The organism is Acholeplasma equirhinis (assembly GCF_017052655.1).
Classification (GTDB): Bacteria; Bacillota_I; Bacilli_A; order Acholeplasmatales; family Acholeplasmataceae; genus Acholeplasma; species Acholeplasma equirhinis.
Genome location: NZ_JAFIDC010000001.1, coordinates 393,921 through 411,652, shown reverse-complemented (window position 1 = coordinate 411,652; position 17,732 = coordinate 393,921). Strand labels below are relative to the sequence as shown.

General features: G+C 31.6%; 17 protein-coding genes. 1 reads left to right on the top strand and 16 read right to left on the bottom strand.

Features of this window, described 5'->3' with window-relative positions:
• Positions 1 to 226: 226 nt before the first annotated feature.
• The 14 genes from JV173_RS01905 to JV173_RS01840 form a co-directional block, all read right to left on the bottom strand.
• Positions 227 to 412 carry a hypothetical protein gene (locus JV173_RS01905; RefSeq protein ID WP_205734602.1) on the bottom strand — a complete coding sequence of 62 codons (186 nt, stop codon included), beginning with the start codon at positions 410 to 412 and terminating at the stop codon, positions 227 to 229.
• Complete coding sequence (locus JV173_RS01900) at positions 405 to 911, bottom strand: ribonuclease III domain-containing protein (protein WP_205734601.1); 507 nt, start codon at positions 909 to 911, stop codon at positions 405 to 407. Before JV173_RS01900 ends, JV173_RS01905 begins: the two co-directional genes overlap by 8 nt.
• A gap of 160 nt (positions 912 to 1,071) precedes the next feature.
• Positions 1,072 to 1,611, bottom strand: coding sequence for a hypothetical protein (locus JV173_RS01895; RefSeq protein WP_205734600.1), 540 nt, complete (start codon positions 1,609 to 1,611; stop codon positions 1,072 to 1,074).
• A 193-nt stretch (positions 1,612 to 1,804) separates the two neighbouring features.
• Positions 1,805 to 2,473, bottom strand: a complete 669-nt coding sequence (locus tag JV173_RS01890) for a protein NO VEIN domain-containing protein (protein WP_205734599.1) — start codon at positions 2,471 to 2,473, stop codon at positions 1,805 to 1,807.
• 209 nt (positions 2,474 to 2,682) lie between these two features.
• On the bottom strand, positions 2,683 to 3,018 hold the full coding sequence (locus JV173_RS01885; RefSeq protein ID WP_205734598.1) for a hypothetical protein: 336 nt from the start codon (positions 3,016 to 3,018) through the stop codon (positions 2,683 to 2,685).
• A 97-nt stretch (positions 3,019 to 3,115) separates the two neighbouring features.
• A complete protein-coding gene (locus JV173_RS01880; RefSeq protein WP_205734597.1) occupies positions 3,116 to 4,327 on the bottom strand; it encodes a DNA modification methylase in 1,212 nt (403 codons plus the stop codon).
• Entirely contained in the window at positions 4,299 to 4,787 is a 489-nt protein-coding gene (locus JV173_RS01875) for a hypothetical protein (protein WP_205734596.1), read from the bottom strand. Before JV173_RS01875 ends, JV173_RS01880 begins: the two co-directional genes overlap by 29 nt.
• Positions 4,788 to 5,262: 475 nt before the next feature.
• A complete protein-coding gene (locus JV173_RS01870; protein WP_205734595.1) occupies positions 5,263 to 5,730 on the bottom strand; it encodes a hypothetical protein in 468 nt (155 codons plus the stop codon).
• Between the two features lie 15 nt (positions 5,731 to 5,745).
• Entirely contained in the window at positions 5,746 to 12,483 is a 6,738-nt protein-coding gene (locus tag JV173_RS01865; protein ID WP_205734594.1) for an RHS repeat-associated core domain-containing protein, read from the bottom strand.
• Positions 12,484 to 12,563: 80 nt separating this feature from the next.
• On the bottom strand, positions 12,564 to 13,370 hold the full coding sequence (locus tag JV173_RS01860) for a nucleotidyltransferase family protein (RefSeq protein ID WP_205734593.1): 807 nt from the start codon (positions 13,368 to 13,370) through the stop codon (positions 12,564 to 12,566).
• Between the two features lie 8 nt (positions 13,371 to 13,378).
• Entirely contained in the window at positions 13,379 to 14,191 is an 813-nt protein-coding gene (locus JV173_RS01855) for a nucleotidyltransferase family protein (protein WP_205734592.1), read from the bottom strand.
• 82 nt (positions 14,192 to 14,273) lie between these two features.
• Positions 14,274 to 14,666 (bottom strand): hypothetical protein, encoded by a 393-nt coding sequence (locus tag JV173_RS01850; RefSeq protein WP_205734591.1) that lies wholly within the window; start codon positions 14,664 to 14,666, stop codon positions 14,274 to 14,276.
• A gap of 3 nt (positions 14,667 to 14,669) precedes the next feature.
• On the bottom strand, positions 14,670 to 15,158 hold the full coding sequence (locus JV173_RS01845; protein WP_205734590.1) for a sigma-70 family RNA polymerase sigma factor: 489 nt from the start codon (positions 15,156 to 15,158) through the stop codon (positions 14,670 to 14,672).
• A 593-nt stretch (positions 15,159 to 15,751) separates the two neighbouring features.
• Positions 15,752 to 15,913 (bottom strand): hypothetical protein, encoded by a 162-nt coding sequence (locus JV173_RS01840; protein ID WP_205734589.1) that lies wholly within the window; start codon positions 15,911 to 15,913, stop codon positions 15,752 to 15,754.
• A 93-nt stretch (positions 15,914 to 16,006) separates the two neighbouring features.
• On the opposite strand from JV173_RS01840, the gene JV173_RS01835 reads away from it, so the two are divergent.
• Positions 16,007 to 16,915: a hypothetical protein gene (locus tag JV173_RS01835; protein ID WP_205734588.1), complete on the top strand. Its 909-nt coding sequence runs from the start codon at positions 16,007 to 16,009 to the stop codon at positions 16,913 to 16,915.
• A 334-nt stretch (positions 16,916 to 17,249) separates the two neighbouring features.
• Here the strand turns inward: JV173_RS01835 and JV173_RS01830 are convergent, their stop codons facing one another.
• Together JV173_RS01830 and JV173_RS01825 are read right to left on the bottom strand one after the other, a co-directional pair.
• Positions 17,250 to 17,387 carry a hypothetical protein gene (locus JV173_RS01830; protein WP_205734587.1) on the bottom strand — a complete coding sequence of 46 codons (138 nt, stop codon included), beginning with the start codon at positions 17,385 to 17,387 and terminating at the stop codon, positions 17,250 to 17,252.
• Between the two features lie 159 nt (positions 17,388 to 17,546).
• Positions 17,547 to 17,729: a hypothetical protein gene (locus tag JV173_RS01825; protein WP_205734586.1), complete on the bottom strand. Its 183-nt coding sequence runs from the start codon at positions 17,727 to 17,729 to the stop codon at positions 17,547 to 17,549.
• Positions 17,730 to 17,732 lie beyond the last annotated feature (3 nt).

The window sequence follows — 17,732 nt, the reverse complement described above, 5'->3', positions numbered from 1 at the left end:
ACCTAAAGTATTTCTACCTTAGGTTATCTTAACATTAACTTATTATCTTTTAATTTCTAATAGTGTTACAGATTCAACTAACCTAGTGAACCCTAGATTGCTTGCAAAAAATGCGGTAGGGAACATAAATATGTTTCCATACTCAAGAGAAAATAGGAGGTAAGGATACATCATGTATATAAATCTAGTTGCGAATTCCAGCGAACCTTGACTATGGAAACATGTATTATTGAATTCCTTCTAATTCGGTATTAAGTAATTGGAGAGATATTTTCAAGGCAGCCAATCTTCGTTCAGTTAAAGTCAGCTGTGGTTGTTTGAGCTTATTTTTGTCAATTCGCTCTATCTTATGGATAATTGATTCAATCTGTCTAATAGACTCAATAATGTTCTCTTTAGTTAGCTCAATCATTTAAACCCTGCTTTCTTGTACCAGTAATGATATATTTAATTATAAATTGGTATACATTATTAAATGTTCCGTATTTCTGATACTCATCAAGATAAAGTGATCCAATTATGGCTTCAATCATAGTTGCAATTGAAATCACATCTGACTTTTTGTTTTCGACTACTTTATCATTTTCTGTACAATATCCGTTTGATGATTGGATAATCCCTAAAGAATCAAGATGTTCATTTGATTCATTGCTGTTTATAAAGTCATTGATTTTCTCTACATTATCAAACATTTTTCTGCCTTCTTGAGCCAATACAAGTTTGAGAACTCTATCGCCTATTAATGCTAATGCTCTATTAGGGTTTTCAATTTCCTTTAACTGCATATTACTAGACATACCTGCTTGTGGTTTTGATGCATACTTGGCAACATAAAGAACTTCAGTAAAGTATTTATTGTCACTCTCAAAAGAGAATTTTTCTATCAAATTTTTCACTTTATCATCTATCATAATTACTCATCCCATTATTTCTTCTCATTTATTTGATTTTGCATATACGGTATGATTGATAAGTTTAATAACGAATTGAAACTTATACTCAACAAATTAAGTGATGCAATATATAAAATTACGATTTAGATGACTGGTACTATTCAAGTCTACATGTTTATCACTTAAATAGAATTAGTTTCTCTGCATATACTTTTAATGATATAGCAAATTGTTTCAAAAATCCAGAATATACACGTGGTGATCCAAAAGGTTTACTTGCACTCATTGGTGAAAACTTTGTAAACTGTTCAGCGGTAAAACTGTGTTCTAAACTGATAGTGGTAGTTATCCATTCATGAGCATATCTAAATCTTACAAAAACATTGGTGATAGCTTCTAAATTATCCCAAAACTGTTTTCTAACATAATCACTATCAATCATGTTATTACCGTTAGTAGTTCTCCACAGAGAATAAATCGCTTCTTGATCACTATCACTTATTTCTTTAAATAATTCATCCAGTTTATGGTTTTTTTTAATATTAACTTTTGTGAATTCAGCGATAGCTTTTATATATAATTCACAGGCAAAAGCTCTATTAACAAACTCAGGAATCATTAGAGGAAAATTGTCTTTGGTTACTTCACCTTTAGGAAAATCACATCTTCTCGCAGCTTCAAAAAACTCATTAGCATTAAATAAAATTGTATTAATCATATTGTGCCCCGTTTCTAAAAAATATCAAAACAAACATTTCAGTCTAAATCTCTGTTATCATCATATTTACATTACACTTCTCAGTTTCAATTTTCATATTCATGCTTTTTCCCTAAGTCTGATATGTATAGCCTAATTATAAATTATCTTTCAGAAAATACCTAATTCTTTATCATATACATATTAGACAATTCTATTTAGTTGTTAATAGATATCTATATGCTACAACCTCATTTTTCAAGTTCATAATATCTTTCCATTCAATCTCAATAAACTTAGGATTTTTATACAAGGAAAACACATAATAAATTGAAAAAATCTCTTTTTTCTCTTTAGCTTCTTCTATTTTTTGATATTCATTTTGAGTTATAAAAAAATCAATGTTAGTTAAACTTCCCCCAGATTTGCTTTTGACCTCAATCTTTTTTGGTTTACCATCCAACGTATAACTCAAAATATCATAACCTAAAGATGAATTTTTTGATACTATTTTAGGTTTTTTATTTTTAGGTAAAGAAACATCTTTTAATAATTCCAATTCATACTCTAAAACCTTTTTTTCTGCTAATGCTCCTTGAATACCTTTCTTTCTGTTGATTTCATCATAATCTGGTTTTTTTCTTGACCTTGACACTTTGTTAGTAGTTGTTTTTTCAGTTAGACTGCCTACCTCAATTTTCACTAGTTTATCAGTAAGTTTGAGAGCATTTTCCAAGTTTTCATCTAAGTACAACTGATCACGATAATTTTCATAGACAAAATCTATGAACACATTGTTTTTGTCATTTGGAGCAATCACTTTGAATTCATCTTGTGGTAACAACTGTTCCTTGTCTGCTTTTCTTTCAAATTTTACTTTCATTCCTTATACCTTCCTTTTCTTTGGTTACTAACATATATCACTCTAAAGGCACGAAATAGCAAGTATATTTTTTCACTATAGTAACTTATTTTTTGATAACAACTTTTTATCTGTAAATATCTTCACAAAGCGATTGATAATCCGTTGTTCATAATCAAAAAACAGCAGATTTAATCTACTGTTTTTAGGACTACACATTTAATTTTGTATTACTTATTAAGAATAATGAGTAAGTCTCCACCATTCATTGGTATGAATGATTCTGGCAAGTTTTCTTTGATTATTTGACACGCATCAAGTATTGAAATCTCATCATTTGCAGAAAACTCAATAATGATTGGTTCACCTTTGATACTTGAAAAATCAGTTTCATCCCAATTCCAATCAATATCCTTTTTTAATTTTTCTTCAATTACTCTTAATGTTTTGTATCTTGGATCAGAATCAATTTCACTTATGAAATTTGGCTGAAATGTTAATCCTTTTAGTTTATCATGTAAAATCTTAACTAATGCTTGTCCTTCTTTTGTTCTTTGTTGTTTCATCTTAATCACCTAACGTAGTTACTCAACCACAACCTTTCGTTACACTATTAATCACTCTAAAGCACTTAAATAGCAAGTACTTTTTTCTCCATAGTGACTAATAATCAAAATTAAATTCAGGTATTTCATTTAATGGTGTTGAAACACCATCACGCACGCGATAACAACCTTCATTTTGACCACTTACATGGTGTAAATATCGTTTAACAATGACATCTACAAACTTTTCATCTAATTCCATTAAAAAAGATTTTCTTGATAATTGGTCAGAAGCAATCAGAGTTGAACCACTACCACCAAATAAATCCAGAACCTTTTCGTTTGGTCTTGACGAATTAGCAATTGCTTTACCTACTAACTCAAGTGGTTTCATGGTTGGATGTTCTTCATTCTTTTTAGGTTTGTTGTATTCCCAAATGGTATCTTGGGTTCTATCATCTACAAAATAATGAGCAGCACCTTCTCTCCAACCATAAAGAATTGGTTCATGTCGCCAGTGATAATCTTGTCTACCAAGCACTAAAGCATTCTTGACCCAGATTAAACATTCTGCGAGTTTGAATCCAGCATTCTTGAATGCATTTCTAAAGTTAAGTCCTTCGGTGTCAGCATGACATACATAGATTGCTCCACCTTTTTTGGTGTGTTCAAACATGTTCGTAAATGCATCCAATAAAAAAAGATAGAATGCACTATCTTCCATTTTATCGTTTTGAATCTTACCAGCTGTTCCTTCATAATCTACATTATAGGGTGGATCAGTAAATACCATATCAACTATGTTACCATCCAACAACTGTTCAACATTCTCCTTGATTGTTGAATCTCCACACATGACTCTATGATTACCTAATACATAAAGGTCACCTTTTTGACTTACTGGTACTTCTGGTATTTCATTGGTAGGATCAAAATCATCATCGGTTGCATTATCTGGTATTTGAGACTCTAACTCTTCAAAACCAAATTGCAACATATCCATGTCGATATCAAAAAGTTCATCTTCAAGCTTTTTTAAGTCCCATGTAGCCAGTTCTGCTGTTTTATTATCAGCTAAACGAAATGCTTTAATCTGATCTTCATTCAAATCATCAGCAATTAGACAGGGAACTTCAGTCAATCCTAATTTTAGTGCAGCTTTAAGTCTGGTATGTCCTGCAACAATGATGTTATCTCTTGTAATAATGATTGGCACCTTGAAACCAAATTCATTAATTGAATTAGCAACAGCATCAACTGCATCATCATTGTTCCTTGGATTATGCTCATATTCGATTAAATCACTCGGTTTCATTATTTGTATCTTCATTCGTGTTCCATACCTCCGTATTGTTTTCTTGTCGTTTTCTTGCAATTTCAAGCATTTCTTTATTTTCGTTATACTTCTCACCATGTAATCTTGATAGTAAGTATTTATTCGCACCAACATCAGCTGGCAAGTATTTTTTAAATTTAACAATTTTCTTTTTAGTTTTACCGGCATTCTCTTCAATAATGGTTTGTACATCTTCATAGTATTCACCGGTTGCACGTCTGGTTAAACTAACCAATAACAAATGTTCATGAAGTTTCTTTGCTTCTTGAATAACAAATTTGATATCTGCATACTTTTTCTTTAATCTTTCCCAAGTAGATTCACTAATACCTAAAATGTTATAGATGAGATCCTTGCTCTCCTGGTATGCATAATATCTTTTGATGCTATCTAACTTTTCACTTAAAATACCTGCCTCTTTCCATTTCTGATAGATATCTTTCGTGTTTGCCATAATAATTCAACTCCAGTTTTTTGAGTTGGATTTACTACATGTATTTCTGCAAAAGAAAAAGGACCATGAAATGACATGATCCTTAAACTTCTAGGCTATTAAAAGCCAGTACTCCACGATAATGATAGTTTACTAAAAACCTATTGACATGTAAAGAAGCAAACTGCACAATAATTATCTTTATATAGCCATTTTATATTATTTTTCATACCGTTAATCTAGATACAAGTGATAACTACTTACTGCTACTTTTATATGCTACTGACATACACTTTGAGTTGCCGTTCACAAGGATTATCGGTGATTATACATAGAATGATTTTTATATATTGAAATTCTTATACATGAAATCTGCTAATTATTGTTTTGTAAATGAATTTTTAAATAAAAACAGATGCAGAACGATATTTTTACGTCTTGCATCTGTTTATTTTATTCTTTTATTTAACTGTTACTCTAAGTTAAATCATGTGGTTCATTGTAGTTCTTTGGTATAAACAAATTTAGTCGGATCTGGTATCATATAGTGTTTAAACATGTATGCTACTAAATATTCCGATATATTGTTCACATTATACTCAGTTTCATACTCAAATAAGTTTACAGCCACACTAAACGAAACATAAATCCAAAGCGTTTCTACCCCATTGTCAATCATGGTGTTTTTAAAATCGTCGAGGAATGAATGATGTTTTATCAATTGATCTTTTGATAGTTGCAAATCAATTGAAAGCAAATCTTCGACTGTGTCATGAAATTGCTTATCAGATAGAATAAAGAAATCTTGATCGGTACTCAAACTATTAATTATATCTTCATTTATCGCTGTTACTAAACCGAAGTGTATACCCATATCTTTTGATTTTGCATATTCAATCAAGCTATTCTTTGTTTCAGTGGTTAATTCTTTTTTATTGTAAACAAATGTGATGCTACTACTCATTATTATTTTCCTCTCTTAATCCTTGTATGGATGAACCGTACGATCTTCCCAATATAACTCGCCATCTGGAGATTGGTGCCATTTAATATCGTGTTGATGTGGCCACAAGTATCGACCATGTTCTTTAGAATAGTGCCAATGAGAGTCATCAATTCTTATATATGCCTTCCCATTTGAATCATAAAATGTATAATCCGATCCCTTTTCTTTAACATGTTCGTAAACTGAATTTGGAGTTCCTTGACCATTTTTTGGAGCTCGTGTATTACCACTGGTTATTGTTGGTTTCTTAGGCGGCGCATATTGCCCCATCATACCAAACATGTATGGAACCATGTATAAACCAAATTTAATAGGATCATACGCACTTCCTAGAAATGACATAAAGTTGTTTCCTGTATACAATTCAATTACTTCAGCAGCTGCAAATGCTGTCACTCCTATTACTGTGACTGTTGCTACTGTATACACGGCGGCTGCCGCTAGACCAGATGCTCCAAAATATGCACCAGCAACCAATCCTGCAGCACCAGCTGCAGCACCAGCAGTTGCTACTGTCAACGCTATAACTGCTACAGCTGTTACCACAATTGTAGCTGCCAAGAGAAATGTTCCCCAGTTCCAACTACTTCCGGTTTCATCTTTATACATAATAGGATTATTTACACAATAAGTAAACAATGAGCCGTCTACAACATTTTTATCGATTGCAATTCTATCATCAACGTTAATAAATCTTCCTAATGAAGGGACATAATATCTAGTTTTTAAATAATACCATCCGGTTTCATTGTCTAAATAGTACCCTTTGTATACAAAATTATTGACTTCATCAATTGTGGAATTATTGACTGTTTTATCAATAATTTCACCCCATGCATTATATTTGTATGATACCATAGTATTACCATTTTCATCAACAATTTCGATGATTATTGCATTTAAATCCCTAATATAGTAGTATTGTTTCTGCTGATATTCAAATCCAATCAATAAACCTCTTTCGTTGTATAAATATATCGTACTATGATTATTTGTTGTCTCAGATACTAATTTTTTTCCTACATAGAAATACGTGGTTGTTTCGTTATCTACTTCTTTACTTGTTCTAGCACCATTTTCATCATATGTATATGAAATATTTGAATTAATATTTGTTAACTTTCTACCTTGCCATGTGAGTTCTTTGTCACCGATTTCAGATGGATTACCCATAAAGTTGCTATTATACAGTAACTCCGTCGAATCGACTTGGGTATCACCAATCTTTTTAACAACTTCAATCAATTTGTCTTTCCATACAAGATCATAGTGATACTCATATGATTCATATGGAGTAATACTGACATCGAGTGGATGATCTCCATTATAATACTTTTTAGATAAGATATTGTTGTTACCTGTATAAGCCATAATCATTGTTAAACCACTTACAGGATTGAATTCTCTGATAAGCCTATTCAAATAATCGTACTCATACTTATAAGTTCCCTCTGGCGTAAACATGTGTATGATATTACCTAGCGCATCATATTCATATGAAACGACTGATTCATCATATTTAGTGATGCTTTCAACTTGTAGTGATGTTCTGCCAGCAACAGGTGATTTATATGTGTATTCATTTTCAAGTTTGACAAGTCCAGTATCAATCACGTCTTTTTTGCTTCTACCGAGTATATCTACATAAGTCTTAACAGATGCGATATGATTTGTCTGGAATAATTTACTGGTTCTTGTTGAATCCAATACATCATCATAATACGCTAACATTTCTAATTGGCCATTGAGATGATTAACTGGATTGAATCCATCCACATTTGATCCTACAATTGTTTCTGCACCAGCTAGTAGCACAGATGACGTTTGACTTTCAGTAGTACCATTTGCTGTTACACTAAACTGATTACCATCCCATTTTAAGACAACTGTAAACCATCCACTGGTTGGTACAGTTATACCATTTGTAGGATACTGTGCTCCATTTAGGATCATATACAATTTGTTATTGGTTTTTAATATTGCACCAAATAAATCATTTCCATCCCGCTTATTCATTAGAATGGTTCGATCGTTTGTAGATGTATGTATTGGTTTTACTCTAATACTCAATGTTCCTTTGGTACTTAAATCAAAATTGTAGATGAGTTTTCCTTTAGTATCAGATAATCCCTTTAAACCATCATAACTGCCATATAGATGTCTTTCTTCTGCAACATCATACTCAAACAGTTTCGTTTTATCCAATGCATAGGATTGGTCTGTGAATGAGTAACTTAATGGTTTAATACCCTTTTTAGATATGAACGTTCCATTTAGTGATACAGTATCTAATCCATCATAAATTTCAGGATTTTCAAATGATACACCAGTTTTTGGCACAACTGTATAATCATCAACAAAATACTTCTTACCTTGTGCATGTAATAATCCAAATGTTTCATTGGTATGTTTATATGCACCAATACTTAACATGTGAACTCTTAACTTATAGTCTGTAATCGGTTCATCACTGCCACCATATGGTTGTGTTCTATCACCAAGTATTGCTTTAGTTACCAAATAAGTAACATTAACTCCGTTTAAGAAATTTGTAACTGGTGCAGTATCATTGATTTTCATCAAAATCTCAGTATTGGATTCTGCTCTGTTGATTCTAAATCCAACAAATATCCATTTATCCGTTACTGGAATTGATTTTGTGCCATGTGTGGTGTTTGCACCACCTTTTGTATACTTAAGTGTGAATACAAAATTTGAGCCATCTTTTTTAACTAGAATTTTCCAGAAATCCTCAGTTGATGTTCCAATACTCATCATTACTTTTTCATCAGTTAAATTAACTGGTTTAAACCAGCCAAAGAAACTCTTGCAATTGTTAAATTGACTCTTCCACGCTGTTGGACTATACCAACCATTATGAATTCTTCCAGATTTTCTAAGACTATTAACAGTTTCTAAACCATAAATAACTCTTGATGAATTTTTATTAAGTGTCATGACATACTGATCAAGGTCTTCATCTTGGCTAAATCCCGCCGATGAAGCCAATTCTGGTCTCATGCCATATAAACCATTGCGTGAAAAGTTACCTTTTAGTATATCATCGCCAAATGCATCTGCAATTCTTGGCATTAATGCATCTTTATTATATTGATTGTATTCATTGGTGTATTCAAAATCATAACTGCGTACAATACCATTTATATCAAAAGTAGCTTTTTGTACCTGCTCTAAGTTGTCATAATCAAATCTAATGATTTTACCAGATGAGTCTGATTCTTTGATGAGTTTTCCTTTTAAATCATAGTTGAAATATTTAACGACTGTATCTGTATCAATTTGATAAACTTGACCTTTGTCATTGTAGTGATACTTAGCAACAAGCTCATTTTTAAATTCTACCTTTTCTAGTCTGCTTTTTGCATCATAACTAAATACGAAAGACTCATTAGCATCTGATCCATAGGTTTGTTTTGTAATCAAATCTGTTAGTACACCATTTTCAACATGTGTATGTTCATATGAAGCAAATACATTCCCATTGACTTTTGCTTCTTTTAACTTACCCCACTCATCATACTCAAATGCATAAATTGTACCATTATCAGTTGTTATAGATTTTAGCGATTGATCTGAGTTATATTCATATGCATGTGCGATTGAATTGCTATCTTTACTTTGAATGAGTTGAATTAGATTATCATAAACATCATAGGTACTTGTCTTTACAACGCCTTTCGCATTAGTCTCTTGATGTACTCTACCCTTTTCATCATATGAAATCAATGTTGTATTACCAAGCTCATCTTTTGTAGATATAACTTTATTATCAGTATTAAAAGTTTGTTCAAGAATCAACTCACCTTCTTCAGAGTCAATTTCAGATTTTATTCGATTACCATTTCCATCATATTCAAATTCAATTTTGTTACCTTTATTGTCGACAATTTTAGTTAGTTTGTCATTTTCACCATATGTGTACTTATACGTATCTCCTGATGGATCAATAGACTCTGTTACCTTGTTTTTGGCATCGTAAGAAAGTGAAGATTTGTTTTTTTCTGCACTTATTTGATCCATTAAGTTTCCTTTTTCATCATAGTTATAGTGTTTACCTGATGCATCTTTATATAACTGGACAGAATCAAAGTTAACTGTATTTTGTCCTTGATATTCTAACCCAATCGTAATTGCAGTATATGGTTTGCTAGTTACAATGTTTCTTAATAACATTTGCCATCCTGTTAATGATTTGTCGAAATCAAAATCAAATGACTCAGTTTCAAATCCAGGATATGTAATTGCGATCTTAACTCTAAAAATATCAGCTTCTGATAAATAACCTTTTGCCCATGAAACAAGTGTAAATTCCTCACCAGCACCACCACTAACAGAGAGTGTTCTTTCAATTTTCTTTAACAAAATCATGTTTCCTGTTACTTGATATGATTTACTACCCAATACTTTTGTGAATGGTGTTGTTACTGAATTGTTGACAATCTTATCATTTGTTGTCATGTTTGTTCTAGTCCAGCCTGACGGTTGTGTAGTTTCAGTATCAAAATATCCGTTTTGAATAAGGTTATAATGTGTTTTATGCGGAAGAATCAACTGGAAGTCATCAACAAACAAATCACCGCTTGAATGGTTTGCTCTAATATAAAGAGTCACACCTGTAACTGATGCTGGTACTACAATGTTTGAAATCTTGAATTGCTGCCATTGTCTGTTTGATAATAATACACTGTTGTATTCTGTTGTTGTCGGTGTTGGCATATAAATATTTCCATTCCCATCAACAATTCCGATTCCGCCTGGTTCGACAGGTACATTTACGATATGATCAACAGCAACGCTTACCCTTGCATTACCTACTAAATTTTTTGTTTTGGCAAAAAATGATAAGTTGTATGTTCCTGGTGTTAGTGTTATTGCCTGATAAACATGTCTTGTTCCACTGGCAGTTTTTCTTAATCTTAATGCCTTATCGCCATAAACTCCATCATCAACAACTTTTGCTAATCCATTATGAGATGCTCTCCAACCAAACCCAGATGTTGTAATCGGTGTAGTATTGGCATCAAAGCTATGATCGACAATAACATTTCTAATATTGGACACAGATACTGATGCATTTCTAATGACTTGTTGAGTGCCATCTTCACTTACTTTTCCATATTGATAACTTACAGCATTACCGTCAGCATCAATTTTCTGAGTACATTGTCCATAATTACTAAAATAGTAATAGATTGAATTGTCTAAATAACTTGTTACTTTTGTGTAATCAGATGCATATGTAAAATCCAAATATGCACCATTAATGAAACTAAATGGCGTAACTTTTTGTTTAGCTTGTTCAGTTATTCTAGATACTTTTCCATTTGAATGATCAAACTTAACTCCAGCATTCAGTTTTGGATCATACATTCTAATAAGAACACCACTTGTATATTCATATGTTGCAGTATATCTATCTGTGTAACTTTTTTGAGATGTTGAACCACCAGATGACGTACTGCCTAATACATAATGAATATCTTGTAGCTTTACAGACGCAAGATTATTGGAAGCATACTCAAATAACAAACTTTTTTCTTCTTCAACAAATTCAACTCTGGATATGTTTCCTAAAGGGTTATATGTCACAATTACGTTTTTACCATCTGCATTAATAGAAGTGATTTTGCCACCTGTGTTATGAAATGTTGTAGCATGTCCGTCTGCGGTCTTGATTTCTAAAATCAAACCATCTGATTTTAACGTCAATTTGTTTTGTTGTTTATCAAAAATGGAGTATGTACTATTTCCATTATCTTCAATATATGAAAAATCAAAGAAACTAACATAGACTTCATCATTTTCAGTTATGATATCGTATGCTTTTGCATTGTTCTTAGATATTTTATCGTAATAATGCATACTACCATCAGCATGTAGTATCGTGATTCTGCTTGCTTCTAATTTAATTCCGTAGTCAAATGATGTTCTCCAATTGCTAGGAAATGACACTTTTGATTGCATACCTGTTGGAAGTATTGGTCTGTTGTTTGCATAAACTGCACTGATTTGAATTGGCGCTTTGACGGAATCAGTTCCAAATCCTGAAAATACAGCCAACAATTTGCCAGTAAGATTATTTACATAACCTTTTCCTGCAAAACCTGCTTCTCTATCAGTAAAACTCAAATGTCCCGATAAGCCACTTTGTCTTGCACTTTCAACTAAAAAAACTTCTTTTTCACCTAAAATATTTGGATCATTTGGTGTGAAAACTGTAACATTTGGATTTGACGTATGAATAGCAAAACTCATGTTCGTTGAACCGGTTTCTTTCCATTTTCTAGCTAGTTTCGTAATATCAAGAACCACTGCATAGCTAGATGGTGCAGATTGTCCTGAACCAGTTGGATAGTCAACTTGATGATAATCTTCAAGTTCTGACCATTTAATCGTTGGTGGTGTAGCATCACCAGTACCACCCCATTTAACTTGTGATGGATTATAAGCACTTGTCACTTCTCTCACATAAAAATATGAGCCAAGTAACATACTTGAAACCGGCAAGATAAGTTTAACTCTTGCAATTCGATCTAAAATACTGAGATCTAAATTTTCAACCTTAAACAATGCATATCCTTCATCATTCATCGTGAATGATGCTGCATTATGATGTCCAAATGGAGATCCAGGTTGAATATAGTTTGTTTGGAATGTAATTCCATCTAAATTCGTAATTTTCTGTATCATTTTATTTTCTCCTTAAAATATTGTAATAATATTATTCATTTCATTAATTTCTAAATTGGTGAGTGCATGACTAAATTCCATCACATCCCCATTTCATCATGTAGATATTGTTTTAACGCCTTTAAGTGTTCATACTTTTCGTAATTGATGAATGAATCATCTAATACAACCAACATATCAATATCGCTTGTTGGCAAATTTGTTTCTTTTACATATGAGCCATATAGATAAAGTTCTTTAATTTTGTATTTTTTTCTTAAATACTCAGTCTTGTTTTTGAGTATGTAGATTACTTCATCTTTATCTTTAAGAATATCGTTTTCAATTCTTTTATGATTGTGTGTCTTTCTAATAAAGTGCTCACAATTGACTAAAAACATATAAAATGCATTCGGATTTACTCTTCTTTGTTTAATCGCATCTATATATATTGCAATATCGTTCTGATAGACAATGATTGGATAGAATGCACTTTTCATTAATATGAGATTTGTGATTAGAAAAGCAAGTTCAATCTTTTGTTTTACTTTCATATCCATAATCTTCAAATGCATGTCTGATGCTTTTTGATGTGTGTGTGTATCTTTTTTCCTGTAATAGTACTCTACAATATAGATAAGATTTTTTTGAGACATCTTAAATCCTGTTAAGATAAAGTATGTAGTCTCAATAAGCTGTTTTGTAAAGTTTGATTTCAAGTTGTAGATTAAGTATCTGAATGCATCAGCGAACCTCTTGACTCGGTATTCTGATTTTGTATTTGGTGTATATTGATCCAAACATATTAATTTAAATGTCTCATGTGTCAAATCGATCTTTAAGTATTTACTGGTGAATTCGATAAATCGATAAAACAACTTATCATTGATAACAATTTTTTCATCCATGACAACACCTAAAAGATGGTTAGACTATCATGGAAGACAGTTTCACTTAATGTTCTAGTCCATATATTTAAGTCAACCTTTACACCTAACATGATTTGCAACAAACTTCTAATAGCAAACCTCTTTGTAAAATTTATTCTTGTAGCAGTTTTAATCCAAACATCAATATCTGAGTATTCATTTTGGTCTCCTCTTGCAAATGAACCAAAGAAACCAACTGAGATAACACCATACAAATCTTTGATCATATCCTTATGCTTCAAAAGGATATTTATGACTTCATCTTGTGTTTTGATGATTTGTTTTTGATTAAGTCGTTGTGCAGTTAATGCATACAATTGATGGAACAATATATCTAACACTTCATCTGATGCATTTTCATTGATATATGTAATAACTTGTTTGGTAACATTCGGATAAAAAATCATTGGACAATAACCGTTTTCAATCAATAGTCGATTAAAGATCAATTTTGCCATTTCATGAGTATGTTCTAGAAACAGTTTAGACTTGATGATTTCAATAAAACATTTGATGATATCGCTCATTTTTCTAATCTCTAGAATTTTTGTAATAAACATATCATCTATATCTGTCTTTAAACCTGTTAATGACTCATACATTTCAAGAATGGATGCTTTAGTTAATGGTTCTGATTTAAATCTCAAAAACGCATCTAGCAATGCGTCAAACAATTCTTTTTTTGTATCATTGATCTCTTCATACAAGAAAGGTTTATCATGTGACAAATATCTTATAATCCTTGCATTAATTTTAGGATTGTATTCAGTAGATTTTTCTATTTGATTGACTTTATGCATTGCCTGTCTCTCCAATCTTTTGTGATCAAATCATTATTCTAATTTTTTGTTTATGGTGGTTTCCTCATAAATAACATCTTATTTACTCCTCCTTGACATCTTCTGACAAAGATTCAAATTCAACATCTTCAATATCTACACCGATTTTTTTATTGAGTCCTCGTTGCTCTTCTCCAAGCAGTCTCATAATATAAACAACAACTTCTATTAATCGATCAATCATCGTTTTGCTTGTTGTAAGAATAAAGGTTGCAACCATCGAAATAATGGTTATCTTGACTGATGCATCCATATTGGTTACTAAGATAATAACGATCAATAACACAATACTTACAATAAATATTAAGAATGAGAACATGAGTCCTAATAAAACATGTTTCATAAAGAACCTATTTAAACTTATGATTTTTTTGCTTTCAAATGCATGTTTTTCGTTTTTTAACTCTTCTGTTTCTTTTTCATTAACTGATTCCATAATTTATTTCCACCACCTTCTGATTTCATCTAGTATTTTTTGCAGTTTTCTTCTAATTGTGTCTGCTGAGACACCATATTTCTCGCCTATTTTCTTATAGGTCATGTTTTGATAAAAATAAGCTGATAAAATATCTTTATCCTGCTTGTTTAAGTGCTGATTTACATATTCCATAATTAGTACTTCTGTTCCTGAATTATCATCAAGACCGATATCAGAAGCAGCTAATAAATCGATATATTCATCACCTTCTTGAGTCATCTCGTTTAAAGATTGATATTTTCGATATTTACTATGCTTAAGTAGATTTATAACTTTTCTCTTAAGTACAATAAACATAAATTGTTTAACTTCTAAAGCTTGTCTTTCAAATGTCATTTGATTCTGGAAAATATACATTCTTAATTCTTGTTTGAGATCTTCTTTCATTTCGCGATCAAGATTCCCAAACTGTTTGATCACCTGATTTATCAATGCTTCATACTGTTCCATAGTTTTTTATGGAATCTATTAATGACGTTCGACTTTCACCCCTACTATGCCAACTCCAATTGAAAGTCAGGATTATCTCCTTGGCACCACCCACCGTAGATTTATTTAAAAATCATAAGTAAAGTTTTATTTTTAACACTCACACCATAGCACTCATCTCAAATACTTGTTGATGGCATTAAAGTGAAACACTGATCTCCCGTGTTAGGAATTTAAACCTTTTGTGCTTTGTCCCCTCATTTTTAAGACTGTATAACTATTCGACCTTCACCCCTACTATGCCAACTCCAATTGAAAGTCAGGAACAAATCCTCGGCACCACCCACCTGTTGTTAAATTCAAATACAACATGCATATTTTTAACATTCGCCCCTTGTAACACATACCAATTGCTTGATATGATGTTAAAGTCTGACACTATCTCCTGTTGAACGTTAGGAATTTATACCTTATGTGTCTACCCACCTGTAGCAATTAGAAAGTTTGTTTTCCTTGCTACACTTATAAAGACAACTTGAGATAACCAAAAAACGCAAACAAAATTTTTATTATTCAAAGAATAATACTTTTTTATCTCATTTATCCTTTAACAATTAAGGTATATCTACATCTTCAAAAGCTTCTGGCTCCCCAGAATTGCCAAAACCTACTGTAACCGAATGATCTCTTTCATCACTGGATGCAGCAGGTGCTGCTTGGCTAAAACTAGAAAACAGTAGTAATGCGATAACCAATACTGATAGTAGTCTTTTCATTTTTCTCTTCCTCCTTTACTTGTTTGGCTCTATGATAAATGTATAAAAAGAGTAAAAACAGTCCATATAAGAACTGTTATTCAAGGAGGATATATGTTATATAAAGAACTTGCGTTCTATTTTGAAAGACTACGTTATGAACGTGGTTTTAGTCAAGAAAGCTTCATTTTCGATATTGTATCTATCTCACAGTATAAACGTTATTTAAAGGGTCATCCACCGATTCCTTTTCCTGTGATGGTTGCTTTATCTAATCGTCTTGGTTTAAAATACGATTATATCTTAGAGGAATTAGATATCGCTAAGAATAAAGAGAGGAGAATGGTGATTCGTTTGATGAATTTCATTGTTAACTATGATTATGAAGCATTTGATGCATTAGTTGCTGACCTAAGTGATGACTTCTTTTTAGAGGATAGAAATAAACTGCTTTATCGCTATGTATTGATTCTAAAGGATCTGTTTCAAAAGAAGTTAAGTGATAGTGATGCTCTATTTAAGTTGAAAATTCTCATTGATTATCCAAATATTCTAAAACTCAAGACACTGTCTTCAAATGAATTTATGATTTTGGGTATGCTTGCCACACTGTTGCCTAAAAATGAACAGATGGTTGTTTTAAAACGGATAGAAAAGATACTTGAAAACCCTAGTCAAGTAATCTCTGGCAGTAATGAGAAAATGATTGTCATGGTTTTGGTGAGAATCATTAAACTGCTTGGTATGCATGAAGATTTCAAGAAAGCTCTTTTCTATTGTCAAACCGGCATTAAAATCTGTAAATCCATTGGTACATTCTATTCACTTGACTACTTATACTACTATGCATCGCTCTGTCATCATTCTTTAGGAGAGATTGATCAAAGAAATGAGTTTATCTATTTAGCGATCGTTGCTTCAAGTGTTGATGGTAATCCAAAGAAGCGAGAAAATTTTGTTAAACTGATTGAGGATGACTATCAGATTGATATCAATCAATTTATGCATAACAAGTGGAAGTAAAACAAAAAAAGATGCAAGTTTTAACCAAAAGTGGTCGAACTTGCATCTTTTTGTTTATTTTTTTATTTGTTTAATAATTGCCTGATTTAAATAATCATCAAAATTTAGATTCTTATAAGAAGAGAATTACTTTTTTTTATTTTTACTTAAGATATTAATCAATATCACTAAAATTGATGCAACCAAAAGAGATCCAAATCCTATGTAATTGAACAGTTTATCTACTTCAAAAAGACTTATAGTTAAAAATACTATTGCAATTACGTAAATCACGCTTGATACTATTTTCACTTTTTTCATCATATCACCACCATTTTGCTTGTCTTCCTAATCCTCAAATACCTAATCCTATACCAACCACTGCTGCAATAACTCCAACTACTGTTACCCAAACTGGTACTGTCACATCTGTACCAACAATAGTGATTATACCACCAATTATTGTGGCAAGTCCACCTATTACATATAGCAAGCTATCAATGTCAGACACGCTGGAACCAATCCGCCATATCATAGACCATCAACAATTTCTTTTTGCCATACTGTATCAAAAAAACCACTCAATCAAAATTATAACTGAGTGGTTTTAAAATATAATTTTTAATAGTGTTGGATAAAATCTACTCTATCACTATTGATGTTTTTTTTTCTTGAAAGGAAGCATACTTAATAGAATTGCTCCAACTGAAATACTTGATGCAATTATAACTAGATAATATAACCACTCAATCTCCATAAGTTTATCATTGAATACTGATATAGAAATAATAAGTATATTAATTCCTAAAATTGCTAACTTGAGTCCTTTTTTCATTTT